Consider the following 20,774-nt stretch of genomic DNA (forward strand, 5'->3'; position numbering starts at 1 on the left):
CGTAGCCTTCAATAAGAAAATGAAAAATCCGAAGGCCGCCGTGGAATATTTGGACTGGATGGTGGAAAAGGGCTGGAAAGCGTTGGTGAACGGGGAAGAAGGCGTTCATTACAAGGATGTCAACGGAGTGGCTCAAATGCTGGATGCAGAGAAGTATAAGAAGGAAGTATCGTATGCGGGCGAATATGCCGTTGTTCGGGATGCGAAGTTTTCACCCGAGGATCTGCTCGTGAAGGCGGCGCCTGACGAGATCTCCCGGAAGCTGGCGGCATTGAGCCGGCAGGGATTGGAGACGGCGGCCAAAAACCGGTTCCGACGGGATATCCCGTATCAACCAAGCTTTACAGAGCTGAACGATATTCAGACGGCGCTGAAACCATTTATCGAAGAGGTTCGCGCCAAAGTGACGGTGCGGGGCAGCCAATATACGGCGGCATGGGGACTGGAGGAAATTCGCAAGGAATGGAAGCGCCTCGGCGGAGAGGCGATAGAAGCCAAGGCGCAGGAATGGTACGAGGCGCATAAAGCCGACTTTAAATAGTTGCCGCACGAAAGGAACGGGACAATGAAGAGTATACAGAGCCGATGGATGAAAAAAATAATTACAGGTCTAATCATGTTCCTGTTCCTGATCGTAACCGTGTCGGCCGTGTTGTTTTATTTTATTTTCACCAATGATTTGAAGGATCAGCTTGTCAGAACGAATGTAGAGCTTTTGGAACATATGGAGCAGAAGCTGGATTTGGTGCTAAAGAGCATCGACAACGAAGCCATCCAGCTCGTTCAGTACGATGGAATCAAAACGTTTTTTGACGATAGCTTGCCCCAAGGGGAGAGGACCGAAAACGACTATCGGATCGGCAGTCATATCGACAGACTAATCCGCAGTAATGAATATCTGTTCTCCGTAGACATCTACTCCTATTCCCAGGACAGGCTGGTGTCGGGAGATATCCTGACGGAGGAGATGAGGCTGAAAGATTACGCCTGGATCGGACAATTCGCCCAATTCGACGGTTATTCCAACTGGTTGGCCAGCCGCAAAGTGTTGATCAGCAATTCCAACTTTCCCATTTACCGTAATGTGGTGTCGTTTATTCGGACCTATCCGTTGATTCATTCTACAGGCGCAAGGAAGGGAGCCATCGCCTTTAATTTGAAGGAGGAGATGCTGCTGCCTTTGATTTATCACGAGGGGGATGCTCAAGGTCTGAATCTTGTGCTGGACAACGGGGGGGTGGTAGTGCTCCATCCCGACGAGTCCAAGCTAGGGGAGAATATGGGTTCCGCGCCTTTTGTGGCGCAGATGGTCGCAGAGGGCAAAAGCGCAGGTTACTTTCATGCCAAGGTTGAGAACAAGGATTCCATAGTCTTCTACAAGGTGAATCCATATACCGGATGGAGAATTACAAGAATCGTTTCGGAGATCGAGTTGAACAAACCGTTGACGGTGATTCGCAATACGCTGGCCGTTCTGTCCGGTATGATCCTGATAACAGCGGCTGTTTTGGCTCTTGCCGTAGGCAGATGGACATTCAAGCCGCTGAACCGATTCCTGGGGACAATCTCCTCCAGATTAAATGCCTTTTCTCCCCAATCCACTGGGGAAGCGGGCGGAGATGGATTCCGGATATTGGAGTCCAGGTTTGAGGATTTCCTGGTCAACAGCGAGCAGCTGCAGCAGCAGGTCCGTGAAACCAAGCCCATTCTGAAATGGCAGCTAGTCATAGAGTTGTTGTCCGATTCAAAGATCAACATCTCCAATACAAGGCACCATATGGGGATGTTGGGGATTCAGCTGGACATGAACCGGTTTGTCGTGATGGTGGCGGAATTTGACCAGCGAAACGATTTGACCGCCCAAGATACACATCTGTTCAATTATGCGCTGTGCAATGTAGCCGAGGAGCTGATTCAGGCGGAGGGCAAGGGCGTGGCCATTGAATTGGAAAACGGCTGCTGCGCTATTCTGATGAGCTTCCAGGATAGCGGCGTGGAAGCCGAATTTCAAGCTAGCATTGTGGCGGATTTGATCAAAAATTACGTCGCTGAAAACTTCAAACGCACAGTTACGATCGGCGTGGGCGGGCTGGCGGAATCGGTGGGTGAGATCAGCCGGTCCTTCAAGCAAGCCTGCGAAGTCCTGGCATATCGGTTGATTCTGGGCTCGAATACGGTGATCACCCGGGATGATGTACAAAGCGACGAGTCCTCCCAATATTACCGATTGGTGGCGATGACGGACGGGATGATGGATTCATTGAAGCTTCTGGACAGGGAGAAGCTGAAGGCGCAGACGGACCGCTGGTTCGAGGCTTTCACCCAATATGGAGTATCTCCGGAGATGATTCGCCAGTTGAACCTGCAATGTTTGATGAAGGCTGCCGTAGTGGCCGGGGAAGCGGGCATTGAGCCGGAGCAATTCCGTATGCCGCAGGAAATGAGAGATGCCCTGAATCAATACGACAGTCTGGATGAAATGAAATGTTTTATCTTGACCATGCTTGGGGAGTACATGGATCTGATTCGGACCAAACGCGGCAAACGGGAGAAAAGCGATCTGATCGTCAAGGTGCTGGACTATATTAACAAGGATTTCGGCAAAGCCGACCTGTCGCTAAATTTGTTGGCCGACGAATTGAGTGTGAGCGTGTCTCACTTGAGCAGGCTGTTCAAGGAGCAGACGGAAAGCAACTTTATCGATTACCTGATGAATCTGCGAATTAATCAAGCCAAGCGGCTGTTGGCGGAAACCGATGAGAAAATCAAGGTAATTGCGGAAGCTGTTGGTTACAGCAATGTCAATACGTTTATTCGCATCTTCAAGAAGCTTACGGCGCTTACCCCTTCGGAGTACCGAGAGCAGAGGGAGGAACAACAGGAGTGATTTTCGATGAAAAAATGTAAAGCAATGAATGTTAACCAGGCATGGAAAGCAAAATGGATCATGTATACCGGATGTCCCGATCATGCGGCGCCTGTCTTCAGAAAAAGGTTTGAAATGCCCGATGGCATAAAAAATACGCAAATCCGTATATGCGGACTGGGCTTCTATGTGTTGAACATAAATGGACGACGCGTTGGCAACGATATTATGCAGCCTGCATTTACCTCTTACGACAAAACGGTTTTGTTTAACGTCTACGAGGTGGACAACTATTTAGCGGAAGGAATCAATGAGATCGAGGTTACATTGGGCAACGGCTGGTACAATGAATTGCAGCCTTCGGCATGGCAATTCGAACACGCGGTATGGCGCGCTCGGCCGAAATTGATTGCGGAATTGTACATGGATGAGCAGTTGGTTCTGGTATCGGATACAACTTGGGAATGCGCCCGGAGCGGCATCAGCTATAACTCTTTGCGATGCGGCGAAACGTTTGATGCAGGATTCAAGATTGATAGATGGGAGAAACCATCCATTGCGCCTGCACCCGGCGGCGTGATGAAAGAGCAGCAGATTGCTCCTATCCGGGTGAGAGAGCTTATTAAACCTGTGGCTATTGTGCCCAGCCCTTTGCCTGTCATCTATGATTTTGGCGTCAATCTTTCGGGGAATATAGAAATTCAAGTAACCGGACGAAAAGGCAGCAAAGTGACGATTCAGTATTTCGAACTGCTGCGAGCTACGGCGACTCCGGATCTGGAAAGATATAATCAGCATGTGTATGATGACAGATTTCAATGCGACGAGTATATATTATCAGGCGAGGGAGTCGAGACCTGGCATAGCGAATTTAATTATAACGGTTTCCGTTATGCAAGAGTCTATGGCGAATATGAATCGCTTGAAGTAGTCGCCCGTTGTTTCCATACCGATCTATCCGATGCGGGAGGCCTTCAATGCGACAATCTCCTCGTTGCGAAAATCCAGGCAGCCGTGCGGCGGTCTACTTTAACTAATTTTCATCATATTCCAACCGATTGTCCGCATCGTGAAAAAAACGGCTGGACCGGAGATGCGCATCTGGCTTGCGAACAAGCGCTGTTCAACTTTCAAATGAGTGAAGCCTATATCAAATGGCTGGACGATATTGTAGATTGCCAGCGTCCAAGCGGCCGTATTCCTTGCATCGCTCCGACAAGCAGTTGGGGATATGATCACATGTTGTGCGGGCCTACATGGGATGCCGCGTTATTCGTTATTCCTTGGGAGTTGTACCGATACACGGGAAAGGTTGAATATATACGAAGGTATTATGAGCCAATGCGGAAATATATCGATTATCTGCAATCCATTCTTGATGATGGCATTTGCCGCATCGGTCTAGGCGATTGGTCTGCGCCTTCGGATGCGCCGGCATTTCCGACAGAATCGCTGCTGACTGCCTACTCCTATTATATGACTGATATTTTCCGGAAAATATCCGGGATTCTGCATGAGGACGAAAGAGAGCGGCAGGCCGCAGATCTTGCGGAAGTTATAAAATCGGCATTTATAGAGAAATTTGCCGCTATTCAGACGGACAGTCAGGTTTTTTATGCGATGATGCTTTATTTTGGTCTTGCAGATGACGTGTCCGCAACGCTGGATAACCTGATCAGAACAGTGGAATTAGCGGATGATCATATTAGGGGCGGAATGTTTTGTTCGAAAATGCTTTTGGACGTACTTACAGATAATGGGCGTTTTGACCTTGCCTATAAAATTGCGTCACAAGAGGATTTTCCGGGCTGGGGTCACTTGGCAGGCTTATGTGCGGGAACGTTGGGAGAGAACTGGTATGGCGGTTCATCGATGAATCATTTTATGTTCGCCGAAATAGGCGCTTGGTATTACAAGGCGCTTGCGGGATTCAAGATGGACGACAACAACCCGGGATTTAAGCACATCCGATTAACCCCCCATACCCCGGCGGACATCGGCGAGTTCCGAGCCTGGCATCAAACCCCCTACGGCAGATTGGAAATTTCATGGGATCGGGAATATATGAATATTATTCTGCCGCAAGGGGTATCTGCAACATTCGTGTATGGGGATACGACAATGGAGCTTTCTGCAGGTGAATATCGTTTGAAAAGATAACGGAGAAGGAGAGATCGATTATGCGTTGTGTCGAACTGGCAGCCAGGATTAAGGAAACGGAAGCAAACTATGACGCTCGGATCAAGCTTGTACGCACTCCGCTGACGGCAACTTATCATACGGCGCTGAAGCCGGATGCGCACCCTACTGTCTACGCGCTTTATCCGTCTACTTGTTATGCGTATGATTTGCTTCAATACGGGGGCGAGGACCATATACAGAAGGCTGCAGCTATTCTGGAGGTGGTAATGTCTTGTCAGGATCAGGATTCGACACGGGCGACTTATGGAATATGGCCTTACTTCTATGAGGAAACATTGGATGAGATGGATCGTCCCGACTGGAATATGGCCGACTTTCACGGCAAGAAGCTGCTGCTGATTCTAAAAAATAATGCGCAGCTCCTTCCGCAGCCGCTTCTGTCGAAACTCCGAGACGCTGTGTACCACGCTTGCAAGGCTATCATGATTCGGGATGTCGGGCCTCATTATACGAACATTGCCATCATGGGGGCGGCGGTGACGCTTATTGGCGGTGAAGTACTGGGGAATGAAGAGTTTAGAAGTTATGGAGAGCAGCGTCTCAGAAGGTTTCATGTGTATACAACGGGGATTGGCACATTCACGGAATATAACAGCCCGTGCTATACGCCTATTGCGATTGAAGAATTACACGTCATTTATTCGCAATCGAGCTCGGCGGATGCTGTGGAGATAGCCGGGCAACTGCTGGACATTGCATGGCATATGATCGGAAGGCATTATCATGCGGCGACGGGGGCATGGGGAGGACCGCATAGCCGAACGTACAGAACGGCGCTTCGTCCAATCGAACGGGAGTTTCTGACAAATGGACTGGCGGTGGAAGCATCCGGTCCCCGTTGTCCCGAGAAGTATCGTTGCTTATTCGATTCCACCGATGAGCGTTATTACACAGAGCCAACGGTGCTGGCCGCGGAGACCGGTTATCAAAACTATGCAACCACCTATCAGAATGAGGCTCTGACGCTTGGTAGTTTCAGTCGTGGAAGCATGTGGAATCAGCGCCGCAATTTGATCGGCTACGTCGACGCCGGAGACGGGAGGACCGTGTCGGTCCAGTTGCAGTTTCTGAAGGACGGTAAGGACTTCTGCTCCGCCATCTTTACCGGTGTGCAGTCGCGCAAGCAAGTGTTGTTCAGTTTGAACTTAGCGACGGATAATGGAGCCTGGCATCAGGATCTCGATATCATTAACGGCAGATTTAGAGCCAAGGATCTACGAATTCGCTTGCTGATTGGCGGCGACGCTGCGTTGTTGGATATACCTGTCATTCAAGATGGCGCGCGACTTGAAGCACAGCTTGGAGCAACAGCCCTGCTAGTGAAAGCGGTGCTGGACAACTCTGGGTACGGCCCGCTCTCCGTCCAAGCGGAGCGTACGGCTGACGGTGTAAACCTCGATTATGTGATTGCGTCGGGAGAAGAGCGGGAATTTGATTTCCATGCACTGGATAAGGCCGTATGGATCTTTATCCTGTCGTTAGGAGAAGATCAGGCATTGCCTGCTGTCACTCTTAAGCCGGACGGAATGTGGGTGACCGCGTCGGTTCATAAGGAAGATGATTCGATGGCGATAACCGTGTCGGTGGTTCCGCGGAGGACCAAAGAACTGTATCGGGACAATCAAATTCAAATGCCCAGGGCGCTTAAGGCACAGTAACTCGGTGGTCAGGATCCAACCAATATAAAGGCAGCGACGCAAAGCCACGGATCATCGGCCCGGAATGGGAAATGACCGCCGGGCCGCCCAGCAAGCAGGAAGACACTGCCATAAGGGTAGTGTTTTCCTGCTTGCTTGTATGAATTCTATGAGGGAGAGAAGGAAGATCGAAAAGATTCATGTCTTGCTGATATCCGATGACAGTACGTGTCTAAAACAGCTAACTGGCTTTCTGCAGGCTCAACCGGGTTTTCGTATAACCGTTGTTCTAAACAGAGAGGAAGCCAGGCAGACGGCAAAACAGCACCCGGATGTTATCTTGCTAAACGTATCTCTGATCCCGCCGTTGTATGCAGGATTGGACTTGGCGATTAAGTCTCAAGAGAATTTCGATGATTTAGTTAAAGAAGTACTTTTAATAATAGTAAATGCATGGGAAATAATATATGAAAAATGGAGCGTGTGCTTTAACTACTTTGATGCAGTTAAACTAAGTGAGAAATATAATATTCAAAAAGGTATTGGAGTGTACTCGCTACATATACTTATCGGGGAAATAATTGAAAACAATGGAAGAGGTAGAACGGATCAAATAATTGACGAATTTAGAAAGATAATTAATAAAAGCGAAGTTACTACTGATGATTGGAGAATTGGTGGGAAATTTTCAGTGTTTAATTCCAAGGCAGGATTCCAACTAATAGCAGACCACATAAAAAATATGCGGTCTTTGGGATAGATTTATACTTTGTTAGTTTATATTTCTTTTGCATATTCCGTATTTTCAATTGCCATCGTAAGACGCGGCAAAGGTATGCCTGTCTTTTTTGCTTCTCTCACAACTTCAAGTACCGCAAAACCTGCTTTACTATTGTTGTATTCCATAAAAAGTCGCGGTATGCTGCCTTTTGCAAAAATAACCTTGTTAAAAATTGTGCCGAGAAGTACCGGGGGAATTTTAGTCAGCAGGTGAGAAATGGCATCCAGCTTTGCACCTCTTGCTTTAAGTACAGGGATCATTTCCCTCATATTCAACCCAACATTGGAAAATGAGTCACTATGGTTCATCAGCGCTGGAAAACTTCCCCGTTGTAACACCTCGGTTTCCATAGCTGCATTCATGGCAAAGTGATTCCATAGCCAGTTTTGCATATCCTTTACCCATCTAATGTTAAAATGGGCACTTTCAAAACATTCTTTGACCAATTGGTTAATAGGCTCAGTGCCCGCCCGTGGTTTTTCAAGAAATACCATTTTCAAAAAGCCGCCTCTAAGCCTGTTGTTCGCGATGCCGCCTCCTGCTCCGGGGAAGCCAAAGACAACATTGTTCATAGACAACGGTGCGATCGATGCTTTCAAATCTTGCCAAAGGTTGTTAAATATGAGGACAGGGGTATTTCCTGCAGCAGTTGATAGGAATTGTGCTGCTTTCGGAAGCTGTTCCGTGTTGACGCTCACAATAATGAGATCATAATTTGGAAGTATCTCCTCATGTAGTTTGACGCTCCAGCTTTCTTTTATAAGCTTTTTCCCTTTCCGTGCGTCCCACATTTCAAGCTCTATCCTGCTTCCGAAGGTTTCTTTTCTTCCTTTTCTAACGTAAAACTCAACTGTATGCCCTGCCTGTTCAAAAGCCCACGCATATTGGGTCGATATTACACCTCTACCGAAGAATAAAATTCTCATGTTAGCCCCCCGAAAAATAGTTGATAATCCTTGCTAATGATCCAACAACGTGTTGTATAATAATATTGTATGCATTCGTTATACGGTCATCAACCATCAGATTTTTAATATCTGTCGGATAATCGATGGAACAGAAAATGGGGGCGCATTATGAAAAAGCAACCTGAAATTACGGACAAAACAAGGCAAACATTTATTAATGTTTTCTGTGATTTATATAGCCAAAAACCAATTGAAAAAATATCTATTCAAGAGATTGCTAACAAGTCAGGATATAATCGCAGTACATTTTATCAATACTTTACAGATATCTATGAGTTGTTGGACTATGTCGAAAGGAGTGTTTTGAAATCCATTAACGAGGAAATGGCAAGCAAGGAGCTTTCTACGCACACCTTCCAAGATGCACTTCAATGCTTGGAAAATACAGAAGAAATTTCAATCCTAAAAGCTCTCTTGGGTGACTATGGTTCTGTTCATTTTATTGAACGTCTGAAGAGGGAAATTCCCTTTGAGAGATTGATTGTGAACCTTCCAACCCATGAGATTTTGGCGCCATACCTAATTGAGTTTTATATATCAACATTAATATCTTTGTTTCGCCTTTGGATACGCAACGGCAAAGATTTATCGTCGGAAGAATTGGTCAAGCTGATAGATAGCCTGTTCGCAAATGGGATAACGCCGTTTCACATTTTTGGCACGGTCAAGAAAGAGTAAAAGCGGATCAAATGATATGCATACACATGTGGCAGCAATCAAAGGCGAGGGTTAAGTTATTCCAAAAAATGCTACGAGCATGGCCGCATACTGTACGTAAGCCGCTGACAGCGTTACAATGTCATTGAACGAAACGCTTCGCAAACGGGGGTTTCGCCGTGATGATTAGAAGGATAGACTTGTCGAAGAATGAAATTGACATATACGAGCAGAAGCACACGGGCGGCCATCTCATGTCCGAGCACTATCACCAGATTCACCAGGTGTTGTTTGTGTTGGAGGGTGAAGGCGCGATCCGGCTGGACGGGGAGGTTCGGAGGCTGGCGGTTGACGATACGGCCGTGATCGTGCCGAATTCCGTCCATTCGGTCATGTCCGATTCCACGCTGACCCTGCTGGTGCTGGCATTCGACGCGGAGGCGCTCGATCCGGATATAAAGACGCAGTTGCTTGAAGTTTATTTCAAGGCCTCCCGTCTGACGAAACCAGGGTTGTTCGCCTCGAGCGAACTGCGCCAGTTGCTGAGGAAAATGCTGTTCGAGCAGTCCAGAGAACTGTCGCCGCTCATCCGGCTTTCGCTCAAGGTACAGCTGTCTCAGCTGTTGATCTTGCTGGTCCGCTCGGCGGGGACGGAGACCGCTGGAGCGGGCTCAAGCTCCAACAGGCTGCGCGCCGAGAAAATTCGCAGCTATATCGATTCGAAGTATTTTGATCAGCTGACCGCTGGAGACATCGCCTCCAAGCTCGGCATCAGCACGCGGCACGTCAACACCATCTTCAAGGAACGGTACGACATGACGCCGATGCAATATTTGGCCGAGGTTCGTATCCGCGTCGCCCAGAAACTGCTCGCGGAGACGGGCAAGGACATTATTTCAATCTGCTTCGAGGTCGGTTACGACTCCGTGTCCACCTTCTACCGCTCGTTCAAGGCCGTCGCCAAGCTGTCGCCGAAATCGTACCGAGAGCTGAACGCGCAGGCGTCGCCTGAGTAAGCGGGAGCTTCTCGTCCAACGGACCATCGGCCGACTGATGGCCATGCGATACCCCTTGCATCCCCATCGGCCGAACGCCGGCGGGATGTTGCTTGAATAGGAACAATTCGCTTCCGAAATTGAGAATCGGTTTCCCGGAATTGTAAGAAAAGCGCTTTCGCAGCGGTTACAATACGGGTAAACAAGCGAAGGGAGCAATGAACGATGGCAATTCGCAATATCGGCATTATTATGAACGGCGTTACCGGACGAATGGGGACCAATCAGCATTTGATCCGTTCGATTCTCGCGATTCGCAAGCAAGGGGGCGTCGCGATTCCGAATGGGGACGTCATTATGCCCGACCCGATTCTGGTCGGTCGCCAGGAGAGCAAGCTGCAGGCGCTGGCCGCGGCCCACGGCGTCGAGCGCTATAGCACAGATCTTGAAGCATGCCTGGCCGATCCGTACAATGAAATATATTTCGACAGTCAGACGACATTGCGCCGCGCGGAAAGCATCAAGCAGGCGATCGCCGCGGGCAAACATATTTATTGCGAGAAGCCGACGGCCGTCGATCTCGAAGGGTCTCTTGAGCTGGCGCGCATGGCCGCCGAGGCCGGAGTGAAGAACGGGGTCGTGCAGGACAAGCTGTTTTTGCCCGGATTGCTTAAGCTGAAGCGCTTGGTCGACTCCGGCTTCTTCGGGCGCATCCTGTCCGTACGGATGGAGTTCGGTTATTGGGTGTTCGAGGGCGACTGGCAGCCAGGTCAACGGCCTTCGTGGAACTACCGCAAGGAAGACGGCGGCGGCATTGTCGTCGACATGTTCGCGCATTGGCGTTATGTGCTCGAGAATTTGTTCGGGGGCGTGAAGGCCGTTTCTTGTCTTGCCGCTACGCATATTCCAAGACGTCTGGATGAGCGGGGCGTTCCGTACGATTGCACGGCGGACGATGCGGCGTACGCGATGTTCGAGCTGGAAGGCGGCATTATCGTGCAGGCCAACTCGTCCTGGGCGGTGCGCGTGGACCGCGACGATCTGCTCACGGTTACGGTGGACGGCACCGAAGGCAGCGCCGTGGCGGGCTTGCGCGATTGCAAGACGCAGCACCGGGTCAACACGCCCAAGCCGGTATGGAATCCGGACATTCCGAATCCGTTCCAGTTCCGCGACCAATGGGTACAGGTGCCGGACAACGCGACGTTCGATAACGCGTTCAAGGTGCAATGGGAGATGTTCCTGAAGCATGTCGTCATCGACACGCCGTTCCCGTGGGATCTGCTCGAAGGCGCGAAGGGAACGCAGCTTGCCGATCTCAGCATACAGTCGTGGCAGGAGCGTCGCTGGATCGACGTGCCGAAGCTGAGCTTGTAGGGGAGGAGAATAGAGATGGCCAAATCGCTGCTGCTCCCCCGCGCAGGGGGAGCATTCTACGAATACACTCCGGGCGAAGCCGCCTCGTTCGTGGTGCCGGCCAAGCCGTTCACAGGCCGCATCGCCTTCTCGGCCGCCCATGTCGTCTGCGATCCGTTCGCGGACGCCGATCCGCTGCATGACGCGCGGATTGATTGGACCGCGACGCTTGCCTACCGTCACCATCTGTGGTCGCTAGGCTTCGCCGTGGCGGAGGCGATGGATACCGCGCAGCGCGGCATGGGCCTCGACTGGAACCGCTCGAAGGAGCTTATTCGCGCATCGATCGCGGAAGCGCGCTCGGTAGGCGGCAAGATCGCTTGCGGCGCGGGAACCGATCACCTGCACCCGGGACCGTCGGTTACGATCGCCGATGTGGAAGCCGCCTATGAGGAGCAGGTCGGCTTCATCGAAGGCGAGGGCGGCCAAGTCATCCTGATGGCGAGCCGCGCGCTCGCTGCTTGCGCGAGGGGCCCCGAGGATTACGAGCGGGTGTACGGACGGATTTTGGGACAAGTGAAACAGCCGGTCATCCTGCATTGGCTCGGCGACATGTTCGATCCCGCCTTGGCCGGTTATTGGGGCTGCAAGGACGATCTGGACGCGGCAATGGACGTTTGTTTGCGCGTCATTCGAGCGAACGCGGACAAGGTGGACGGAATCAAAATATCATTGCTCGACGCGGGCAAAGAGATCAAGATGCGCCGGCTGCTGCCGGAAGGCGTCAAGATGTACACCGGCGACGACTTCAACTACCCCGAGCTGATCAAGGGCGACGAGCAGGGCTGCAGCCATGCGCTGCTCGGCATATTCGACGCGATCGCGCCGGCCGCCGCCCAGGCGCTTCATGCGCTCGATGCGGGCGATATGGCCAGATACGAGGCGATTATGGAGCCTACCGTCGCCTTGTCGCGCCATATTTTTCAGAAGCCGACCTACGCCTACAAGACGGGGATCGTGTTCATGGCCTACTTGAACGGGCATCAATCGCATTTCCGCATGATCGGCGGAGCCGAAGGCTCGCGCTCGATCGTCCATCTCGCCGAGCTGTTCGTGCTTGCTGACCGGGCCGGGCTCCTGGCCGATCCGGAGCTTGCCGTCGAACGGATGAAGCCGGTATTGGCGCTCGCGGGTATTCGGCCGCAATAATCTTTAACAACGTTCAATATAGGGAGGAATCAGCATGGAACCGCTTCGTTCCATAGACAGACTCAGCTTGAACCAGATTACAACCGATCGGCTGAATATGCGTGAGGCTGTAGACGCATGCGCAAGCGCCGAAGTGCCCTGGATCGCGCTGTGGCGGCATAAAGTGGCCGAGACCGGCCTTGCCGAGAGCAAGCGGCTTGTACGGGACGCGGGCCTGCGCGTCTCCAGCTTGTGCCGCGGCGGTTACTTCCCGGCGGCCACCGAGCATGCGCGCATGGAGCGGATGGACGATAACCGCAGCGCCGTCGAGGAAGCGGCCGAGCTCGGCGCCGACGTGCTCGTGCTCGTGTGCGGACCGGCGCCGGACCGGGATATCGACTTCGCGCGCAAGACGGTCGAAGAGGCGATCGCGGAGCTTGCGCCTTTCGCCCGCTCGCATGGCGTCAAGCTCGGCATCGAGCCTCTGCATCCGATGTATGCCGCCGAACGCTCCGTCATCAATACGCTGGCACAGGCCAATACGCTCGCGGAGCAGCATGATCCGCAGGATGTCGGCGTCATCGTCGACGCGTTCCACGTCTGGTGGGATCCCGAGTTGTATGCGCAGATTGAGCGGGCCAAGGGACGGATACTCGGCTTCCACGTCTCGGATTGGATCGTGCCGGTGCCCGACCTGCTGATGGGCAGAGGGATGATGGGAGACGGCGTCATCGAGCTGCGCCGGATGCGGCATGCCGTCGAGGCGGCCGGTTACGCGGGGGCGATCGAGGTGGAAATCTTCAACCGGCAGGTATGGGATATGCCGGGAGATGAAGCGCTCTCGCTGATTAAGGAACGTTATTTGCAGCATGTTTGAGCTTATTGCCTTGGCGGCCCTTTGCGATCGCATTCCGGCTTGCCAAGGCATGGGCAAGGCCCTGGTTGTGGAGGGCTTCAGCCCATTTCGCACTGAATGCCGCCATGACAACCAAGTAACGGTCGACGCTCCTCTGATCATCAAGCCGATCAACACCGTACCTTTGAACAGCATACCTTGTGCAGATCAATCCTGCTGTATTTGTGCCAAAAAATAATACGCTGCCACTAAGACTTGCAAACCTCATATAATCGGTGCCTCCCCGTAATACGATGATGCATTTACCCTTCACATGTTCAGACCTGCCAATAATTCCGAAGAGAACATAGAAGAAACTCATTCAGTTCGCTGATGGATCTATCCATAGATGCGCATGACTCTTCATGGTCATGCCCGTGCAAACCATCGATCTCCTTATAGTTTGGCTGGTCTTGCAGTGTGGTTGATGCTGCGGGTAAGATTAAGGATATATTTTCTAATACAGCTTAAGGAGACCTAATGAAGACAATTATCTATATGGTTAGGCATGGCGAATCACCATACAATGAAGGAAATGAAAGAACAAGAGGGCTTACCCCAAAAGGAAAAGCCGATATTGAAAAAGTAACGAAGTTACTTATAGATGAAGGAATAGACCTGATTATATCAAGTCCTTATAATCGGGCAATTCTTAGCGTTGAGGGATTGGCCGAGCACTTAAACTTAGATATTAAAGTATTTGAAGATCTTAGGGAGCGTCATTTTGCAGCAGATATGATTGAAAATACAGAGTTAATGGCTAGTATCAGAGAAAGTTTTAATAACCCTGATTATACCTTGCCGGGTGGAGAGTCTAATGCTGATTGTCAGAAAAGAGCAATCGCAGTCTTAAAATCCATACTAAATGAGCATAAAGGGAAGAGGATGGCAATCGGGACTCATGGTCTTGTCATGACTTTGATGATGAATCATTTTGATCCAGTTTATGGCTTACAATTTTTGAATCAATTAAAGAAACCGGATATTTATAAAATGCTATTTGAGGATTTAGAATTAAAAGAAGTAACGAGATTGTGGAATGATTAGATTGAGTCGAAAAATATGATATGATTTAGATTCGTGAATACAAAAACATAATGATAAATCATTGCCAAGCTACCAAGATTCAGTACGGAGGAATAAACATGGACGACTTTACAAAGATCAGAATAAAGAAAATTATGGATAAATACACAGAAGCTAAAATACCTAAACATCTTCAAAACCAAATGAGACTGATATATAAGATCAGGGGCAACAACGTGACTTTATTGGAGGAAAGACCCGCATACAGGGGAGAAGGCTGGACCCAGCGTGATTTAGTGCAATTCAGATTAGATGGTCAGGGGGAATGGAAGGTTTATTGGAGAGATAGCAAGGATAAGTGGCATTGGGTTGAAGATATTGAAGCAAACAAAGACTTTGAACAACAATTAATGATAGTGGATCAAGACAATAGAGGAATTTTTTGGGGTTGATCGGGAAAATGATCTATTGGAAAATAGTTGAAAATTATCCCTAAAGAGTGAGATTGCCTCACTCTTTTCTATTTGGTCAGGGAGTATAATCGATCTTGAAAGTAAAATAGCTTGATGAGACAGGAGGGATGTCTAAAAAATGAATCTGTTTGTTCTCGGAGAAATGTCAGCGCTTTCGCAGATTGAACCTTAAGGAGGTATTTATGTTTACAAGGACAAGAAAAGCGGTCAGCTTGCTGGTCATGCTTGCCATCATGCTCACAGGATTTTTGCCCCGAGCTGCTGAGGCGATCGAGAGTACGGAGACCTATACTATTTCTTCAACGGATGACGCTGCTCCGGAATTCGTGGAACAAATCGCTGCGGCTCCGACCACGATTCAAAATTACCCGATGCCATCTATCTACACGGCATCCAGCGTGTTTTCATTGAAAGCGGATAACCAAGCGGTGCCTGTCATCAACTATTTACCTGACTATGATTACGCTCAGTTTTCATTTGCCGGCAAGGTCACTATCGAGGTGACGGCCAACGAGCCTATTACTTCTTATTCCATCAGTCCATTGGCTAAAAATATCGAGGGTACGGTCAATGGGAGCAAGCTGACGTTTTCGCTTGCGTCCTCGACTTATGTAATTGTGACTATCAATGATGCGAGGAAAAAGATCGTCATTGCGGCAGACCCCTTGGAGACGGATATTCCTCCGTCCACAGGCGCCGGAATCTACAATGTCACACAGTCGCCCTACAACGCGGATAAAACGGGGAATTCGATGGCGTCTGCCGGGATTCAGCGGGCGATCGATGCCGCTCATCAAGCGGGCGGAGGCATTGTATTTGTTCCGCCCGGCGTGTATAAAAGCGGGAATCTGACATTAAAAAGCAATGTCACCTTTTATGTGGCCGGAGGCGCTGTCATTGTCGGCACAGGCAAGGGTGAAGACTACGTGAACGATTTCCGCAAGGATTCGCGAAATGCGGATGGGACGTATTTTATTCGTACTGCCGTAAATTCCAGCAATATTACGATACGGGGACGGGGGACCATCGATGGCAAAGGCATAGCGATGCGAGAACGCAAGATGCCGGCGCCGAATAAAAATGAAGGGTTCCTGAACAACCTGCTGGTTCCGCTTGCCACTTCAAATTTTACGTTTGACGGCTTGATTTTGCGGGATGCCGGTTTCTGGTCGTTCATGGTGGTTCGTTCCGACAATGTGACGATAAAAAACCTCAAGGGCTTCCAGGACTTATACAAAATCGAAAATGACGTGATCGATATAAACGAGAGTCAGAACGTGCTTGTTAAACATGCGATCGCTATATCGGACGATGACACGTATTCGACTAAAACCTGGCTGCAAACGGGGATGTCCAAAGGATGGCCGGGCGGGCTTGAGCATTTGGAAAACGTGGTTTTTGATGATGCGCTTGCTTGGACAAGATGTGCGGCTTTCAAGATCGGTATGGGAGTAGCCCAGGCGCAGATCGGAGTGACCATCCGAAATTCGTATGTGTATCAAAGCGCCCGGGCATTGCTGATTGATCATGGCTACCAATACAATACGCTTCCGAAGGAAGGTTACGCCCAAAATGTGACGTTTGAGAATATCGATATCGAACGTGTCGGCATCAATCAATTCGGGAACTATTGGCTGGGCGTTTCTACCAGCACTTCAGGCGATGTAAGCAATGTCATCGTAAAGAACGTCAATGTTCGCGAGCTGGGATCTCAGAACTCCAGAATTTCCGGGAATGCCACCAAAGGCGGCATGGTGAACGGTGTCCTGTTCTCCGATATTTATGTAAAAGGCCAGCTCGCAACGACGCTGAGCGACCTGAAAGTGACCGTAGGGAACAATGTAAACGGCGTTACCATTATTAATTCGAAGCCGCCGCTGTTCAGCGATGATTTCGAAGACGGCAATACGATGGGATGGACGGCTGTGACAGGCGGCTGGAACGTTCCGACAGTCGGCACGAATAAAGTGTTGTCCAGCGGGAGCCAGACGACCACATCCCTGATTACGGCCAATGCCGGCGGCTCATGGAAGGATTACGCGTACCAAGCCAGAGTAAGAATGCCTGTCACCAATGCTAATGCGGGCATTGTTTTCCGAGTGAAGGATGCAAACAATTATTACATGTATCGGATCCATTCAGCGAATCAAACGCTGGAGCTCTACAAATCCGTGAACGGGCAACTGACGTCTGTGGCTACTACTCCGTTTACAGCGCTGGAGAAGCAGTCGTATACGGTTAAGGCGGTTATAGAGGGAAACAAGATTTCATGTTATGTGGATGGCGAGTTAAAAATGACATGGACCAATCCGACAACGGAATTGACGACAGGAGGCATCGGATTCCGCACCACCTCGGCGGGCGTTCATTTTGACGATGCCATTGTTTCCCCCATCAATAAAGCGCCTGCGAATATTGCGCTTTCACACAACAGCGTAGTTGAGAACACAACGGCCGGAGGCTTGGTCGGAACCTTCTCGACCAGCGATCCTGATGCGGGAGAAGCATTCGCTTATATGCTGACGGCAGGGGCCGGGGATGCGGACAACGGTAGCTTCACCGTATCGGATGATCAATTATTCCTTAACGTAACACCGGATTTTGAAGCGAAAAACAGCTACAGTATCCGGGTGAGGAGCATCGATTCGGGCGGAATGTATGTGGAGAAAAGTTTTACGATCCATGTCACGGACGTGAGTGAACCTCCCGCCAATCCGGGTCCTACGACCACCCGATTCAGCGATAATTTTGAAGGTGGAAATACGACAGACTGGTCGTCTGCCTCCGGTTCCTGGACCGTGACCACAGACGGCACAAAAGTGTTGACTCAAAATAATTCCACCACTGCGCTCATTACCGCCGGCAGTTCATGGACGGATTATACGTACGAAGCCAAAGTGAAAATGCCTATCGCCAATGCCAATGCCGGCCTTGTATTCAGGGTGCAGGATGCGAACAATTATTATATGTACCGCGTCAATTCATCGAATCAAAAGCTGGAGTTGTACAAATCGGTGAATCAGGTTCTGACCCTTGTATCCAGCACGCCGTTCACCGCTCAGCCGAACCAGTGGTATACGATTAAGGCATCCATTCAAGGCAACACGATAACAGGTTATGTCGACGGCGTAGTAAAAATGAAATGGACCAATCCTGTAACGGAGCTGACAGCAGGAAAAATCGGATTCAGAACCACCTCGGCGGGTGTATCTTTTGATGACGTTTTGGTTGTGTCTCCTGCCTAATATCGGTCGTCAAGCATACAAAGGAGCTGTCCCCAAGCCATGACGGCTTCGCGGGACAGCTTCGTTTTTCTTCGAAGAAACGATATAATCGGAGCAGAAGCGCTGTTTCCGGGAGGGACCTCATCTATGACAAATTCAGAGCCACGCCGATCCTGCGTCATGTATGCTAATTATTTCACGCACACAAAGCCCCACTCCGTTGCGTATAAAGACGGGCTGAGCTTCTATCTGTTCCGGCTTCAGGCGGAAGGAACCTGTCGTGCGCTGGTGGCGGGGACATACGAGACCATCATCCCCGGCGATCTGCTCATCTATGCTCCCGATCAGCCGTATGAACTAAATGTGCAGCCCCGAAGCGCTCCGGGATCGGATGCGGTTCAACCTGTCGCGGACTATTTCCTGATCGGCAATGGGGAGTGGCTGGACGCGTGGTGGAAAGACAAGGGGCTGCCAGCCAAAACGAACATCGGCTTTGACGATACGGTTATTTCTTTATGGAAGCATATTATTAACGAAAAGAAAAAAGTGATGCAAAACCAAGAGGAGATCATGGACTATCTTCTAAGAACGCTTTGCCTGACATTGGAGCAAGTGATCCAGACCAAGCAGCGCGCCAAGGGAGCGGACACCGCGTACAAGCTTAAGCTATTCATAGAACATCATGCCCACGAGCCTCTCAGTTTGGAGGAAATATCGGCCTCGGTCGGATTAAGCGTCTCTCGCTGCTCTTATCTGTTCAAGGCCGCCTTTGGCCAATCGCTGTTTGCCTACTGCATTGACGTCAGGCTAAAGCTTGCGCAGCAGCAGGTGCTCTACAGCAATCTGGCGCTGGAGCAAGTTGCCGAGAAAACAGGCTTCCAGAGCTATCCACATTTCTGCCGGGTGTTCCGCGAACGATTTGGACATCCCCCGGGCGAATACCGGCGCCAATTCGGATTCGGGATCAATCATGACTGAGGGCAGCAGGCGTTAGGCGTCTGTATACAAAACCTGGTTTTCTTGCACGAGTACGGCATGCAGCCGCTCATACTTTACGTTTTGAACGATGCCGTCCGCCTCAAGCGCCAGTGCGGCTGCGGCTGCAGCCGATTGTCCCAGGATCATAAATACGGGCTCCATCCGGATCGAGCCGTAGGCTGCATGGGTGGCGGAAACGCATACGGGCACGATGAGATTGGTGCATTCCGTCCGTTTCGGCACGAGCGCCCGATAGCTAATCGGATAAGGCGCCTTCAATTTGACATAAAATCCGCCCTCCGTGCTTACATGCCCGTCTTCGTTGATATAATATTGAGTATGGTGCGAATCCATGGCAAAGGAGCCCATTCCTACGGAATCCGGCACATGATTTTCCAGTCTGACCACATGCTCCGTCACCACATAATCGCTAATCATTCTGCGGGATTCTCTGATGTATAACTGAGGAGACCAATGGCCGCTTTCGATAAATTCATCGAGAGGCAGGCCCCACGGCTTGTAAACCGCCCGGATTTCCTCCGGCACTCGCGGATGGTTCTGAATGGTCCACACATAACCTTGCTGATAGAGGCGATGCGCCTTCCAAATTTGTTCCCGCGTACGATAATCCGCTTCCGCATAGTTATGATTCATTCCGTTGTAATCCGTAGAAATGCCGCTATTGTTATTGGAATCCGTCTTATCCGGGGTGACCAGATTCAATTTAAAGAACTTGGAGTGTTGCCCTTGCTCGATGGCCCGGAACAAAATTTCATAATCGGCTTCGTTATATCCCTCGGGCTTTTCAATCTCCAGACGGTTGTCCGGATTATTGGTCAAACACATGCGAAAGTTATACGCCTGAATCTTGTTGTCTCCATCGCCGATGTTGCCGCCGCGGTCCGGGTTGACACGAAGAAGCAAGCCGCTTGAGGGCACTCCTTTTACCACATAAGGATCGATCCCGCTGGGCAGTTCATTCCCGGGATGAATGCCGTTTAATGTCTCCCCGTATTGTGCATTCGACTCCCGGCCGACAAAATAGGATACGCGGGATTTGCCCATCAAATCTCCCTCATACGAAGCGTCGATGAACATCTTGCCCCTATAGACGTTCCCGGATTCCATGCGAATGGAGGTGATGGTTGATCCTTCCTTTGTGACACCGTCCTGCAGCTCAAGCCTTTCCCCGTAAACGACTTCGATATTGTTTTCCACTACCCATTCCTGCAAAACTTCGAGCGCTACCTTGGGTTCAAATAGCCAACAAGCCCCGTCTTGCGAATATTTCCGGGCTACTCGCCGGTAAAACTCCAGAGACAAGCCGCCGATGGCTTCCTTCATCCCTACATCAGTATCTCCCAGTCCTCCGGTGGTCAACCCCCCGATTCGTTGACTGGGCTCGATGACTATTACGCTTTTATCCATTACGCTGGCTTGAACAGCCGCCACAATGCCTGCAGCCGTCCCTCCGTAAATTACAATATCATACTGTTTATTCTTGTTCATGGTACTCCCCCTTCGGCAT

At 50.3% G+C, this 20,774-nt stretch carries 16 protein-coding genes, 1 pseudogene and 1 riboswitch; of the genes and pseudogenes, 15 read left to right on the forward strand and 2 right to left on the reverse strand.

The window, feature by feature from the left end:
• From BLR08_RS31335 to BLR08_RS27065, 5 genes and pseudogenes are all read left to right on the forward strand, one after another.
• Positions 1-541 (forward strand): annotated as a pseudogene (locus tag BLR08_RS31335) (hypothetical protein); the annotation flags it as partial.
• 48 nt (positions 542-589) lie between these two features.
• Complete coding sequence (locus tag BLR08_RS27050; RefSeq protein ID WP_072331631.1) at positions 590-2,887, forward strand: helix-turn-helix domain-containing protein; 2,298 nt, start codon at positions 590-592, stop codon at positions 2,885-2,887.
• A 6-nt stretch (positions 2,888-2,893) separates the two neighbouring features.
• Positions 2,894-5,026 carry an alpha-L-rhamnosidase gene (locus BLR08_RS27055; RefSeq protein WP_072331634.1) on the forward strand — a complete coding sequence of 711 codons (2,133 nt, stop codon included), beginning with the start codon at positions 2,894-2,896 and terminating at the stop codon, positions 5,024-5,026.
• Positions 5,027-5,046: 20 nt separating this feature from the next.
• Positions 5,047-6,726 carry a hypothetical protein gene (locus BLR08_RS27060; protein ID WP_072331637.1) on the forward strand — a complete coding sequence of 560 codons (1,680 nt, stop codon included), beginning with the start codon at positions 5,047-5,049 and terminating at the stop codon, positions 6,724-6,726.
• A 19-nt stretch (positions 6,727-6,745) separates the two neighbouring features.
• A riboswitch (cyclic di-GMP riboswitch) is annotated at positions 6,746-6,817 on the forward strand.
• Positions 6,791-7,465, forward strand: a complete 675-nt coding sequence (locus BLR08_RS27065) for a PleD family two-component system response regulator (protein ID WP_176835621.1) — start codon at positions 6,791-6,793, stop codon at positions 7,463-7,465. (Overlaps the previous riboswitch by 27 nt.)
• 17 nt (positions 7,466-7,482) lie before the next feature.
• On the opposite strand, the gene BLR08_RS27070 is transcribed toward BLR08_RS27065, so the two are convergent.
• Entirely contained in the window at positions 7,483-8,412 is a 930-nt protein-coding gene (locus BLR08_RS27070) for a ketopantoate reductase family protein (protein WP_072331643.1), read from the reverse strand.
• Between the two features lie 150 nt (positions 8,413-8,562).
• Between BLR08_RS27070 and BLR08_RS27075 the strand changes: the two genes are divergently transcribed.
• The 10 genes from BLR08_RS27075 (at position 8,563) to BLR08_RS27120 (ending at position 19,246) form a co-directional block, all read left to right on the forward strand.
• Complete coding sequence (locus BLR08_RS27075) at positions 8,563-9,132, forward strand: TetR/AcrR family transcriptional regulator (protein WP_072331646.1); 570 nt, start codon at positions 8,563-8,565, stop codon at positions 9,130-9,132.
• A 179-nt stretch (positions 9,133-9,311) separates the two neighbouring features.
• Positions 9,312-10,127, forward strand: coding sequence for an AraC family transcriptional regulator (locus BLR08_RS27080; protein ID WP_256257662.1), 816 nt, complete (start codon positions 9,312-9,314; stop codon positions 10,125-10,127).
• Between the two features lie 204 nt (positions 10,128-10,331).
• Positions 10,332-11,483: a Gfo/Idh/MocA family protein gene (locus BLR08_RS27085; protein ID WP_072331653.1), complete on the forward strand. Its 1,152-nt coding sequence runs from the start codon at positions 10,332-10,334 to the stop codon at positions 11,481-11,483.
• A 15-nt stretch (positions 11,484-11,498) separates the two neighbouring features.
• Positions 11,499-12,671, forward strand: coding sequence for a dihydrodipicolinate synthase family protein (locus BLR08_RS27090; protein ID WP_072331656.1), 1,173 nt, complete (start codon positions 11,499-11,501; stop codon positions 12,669-12,671).
• A 34-nt stretch (positions 12,672-12,705) separates the two neighbouring features.
• Complete coding sequence (locus BLR08_RS27095; RefSeq protein WP_072331659.1) at positions 12,706-13,527, forward strand: sugar phosphate isomerase/epimerase family protein; 822 nt, start codon at positions 12,706-12,708, stop codon at positions 13,525-13,527.
• Positions 13,520-13,744, forward strand: coding sequence for a hypothetical protein (locus BLR08_RS30850; RefSeq protein ID WP_143014470.1), 225 nt, complete (start codon positions 13,520-13,522; stop codon positions 13,742-13,744). Before BLR08_RS27095 ends, BLR08_RS30850 begins: the two co-directional genes overlap by 8 nt.
• A gap of 281 nt (positions 13,745-14,025) precedes the next feature.
• Complete coding sequence (locus tag BLR08_RS27105; protein ID WP_072331666.1) at positions 14,026-14,592, forward strand: histidine phosphatase family protein; 567 nt, start codon at positions 14,026-14,028, stop codon at positions 14,590-14,592.
• Positions 14,593-14,690: 98 nt separating this feature from the next.
• The gene (locus BLR08_RS27110; RefSeq protein ID WP_090586555.1) at positions 14,691-15,023 is read left to right on the forward strand and encodes a DUF3024 domain-containing protein; all 333 of its coding nucleotides are present in this window, start codon (positions 14,691-14,693) and stop codon (positions 15,021-15,023) included.
• Positions 15,024-15,226: 203 nt separating this feature from the next.
• Entirely contained in the window at positions 15,227-18,289 is a 3,063-nt protein-coding gene (locus tag BLR08_RS27115) for a 3-keto-alpha-glucoside-1,2-lyase-like domain-containing protein (RefSeq protein WP_072331669.1), read from the forward strand.
• Positions 18,290-18,415: 126 nt separating this feature from the next.
• Positions 18,416-19,246, forward strand: coding sequence for a helix-turn-helix domain-containing protein (locus BLR08_RS27120; protein WP_072331885.1), 831 nt, complete (start codon positions 18,416-18,418; stop codon positions 19,244-19,246).
• Positions 19,247-19,258: 12 nt separating this feature from the next.
• Here the strand turns inward: BLR08_RS27120 and BLR08_RS27125 are convergent, their stop codons facing one another.
• Entirely contained in the window at positions 19,259-20,755 is a 1,497-nt protein-coding gene (locus BLR08_RS27125; protein ID WP_072331672.1) for an FAD-dependent oxidoreductase, read from the reverse strand.
• Positions 20,756-20,774 lie beyond the last annotated feature (19 nt).

This window comes from Paenibacillus sp. cl123, assembly GCF_900101595.1.
Lineage (GTDB): Bacteria > Bacillota > Bacilli > Paenibacillales > NBRC-103111 > Paenibacillus_G.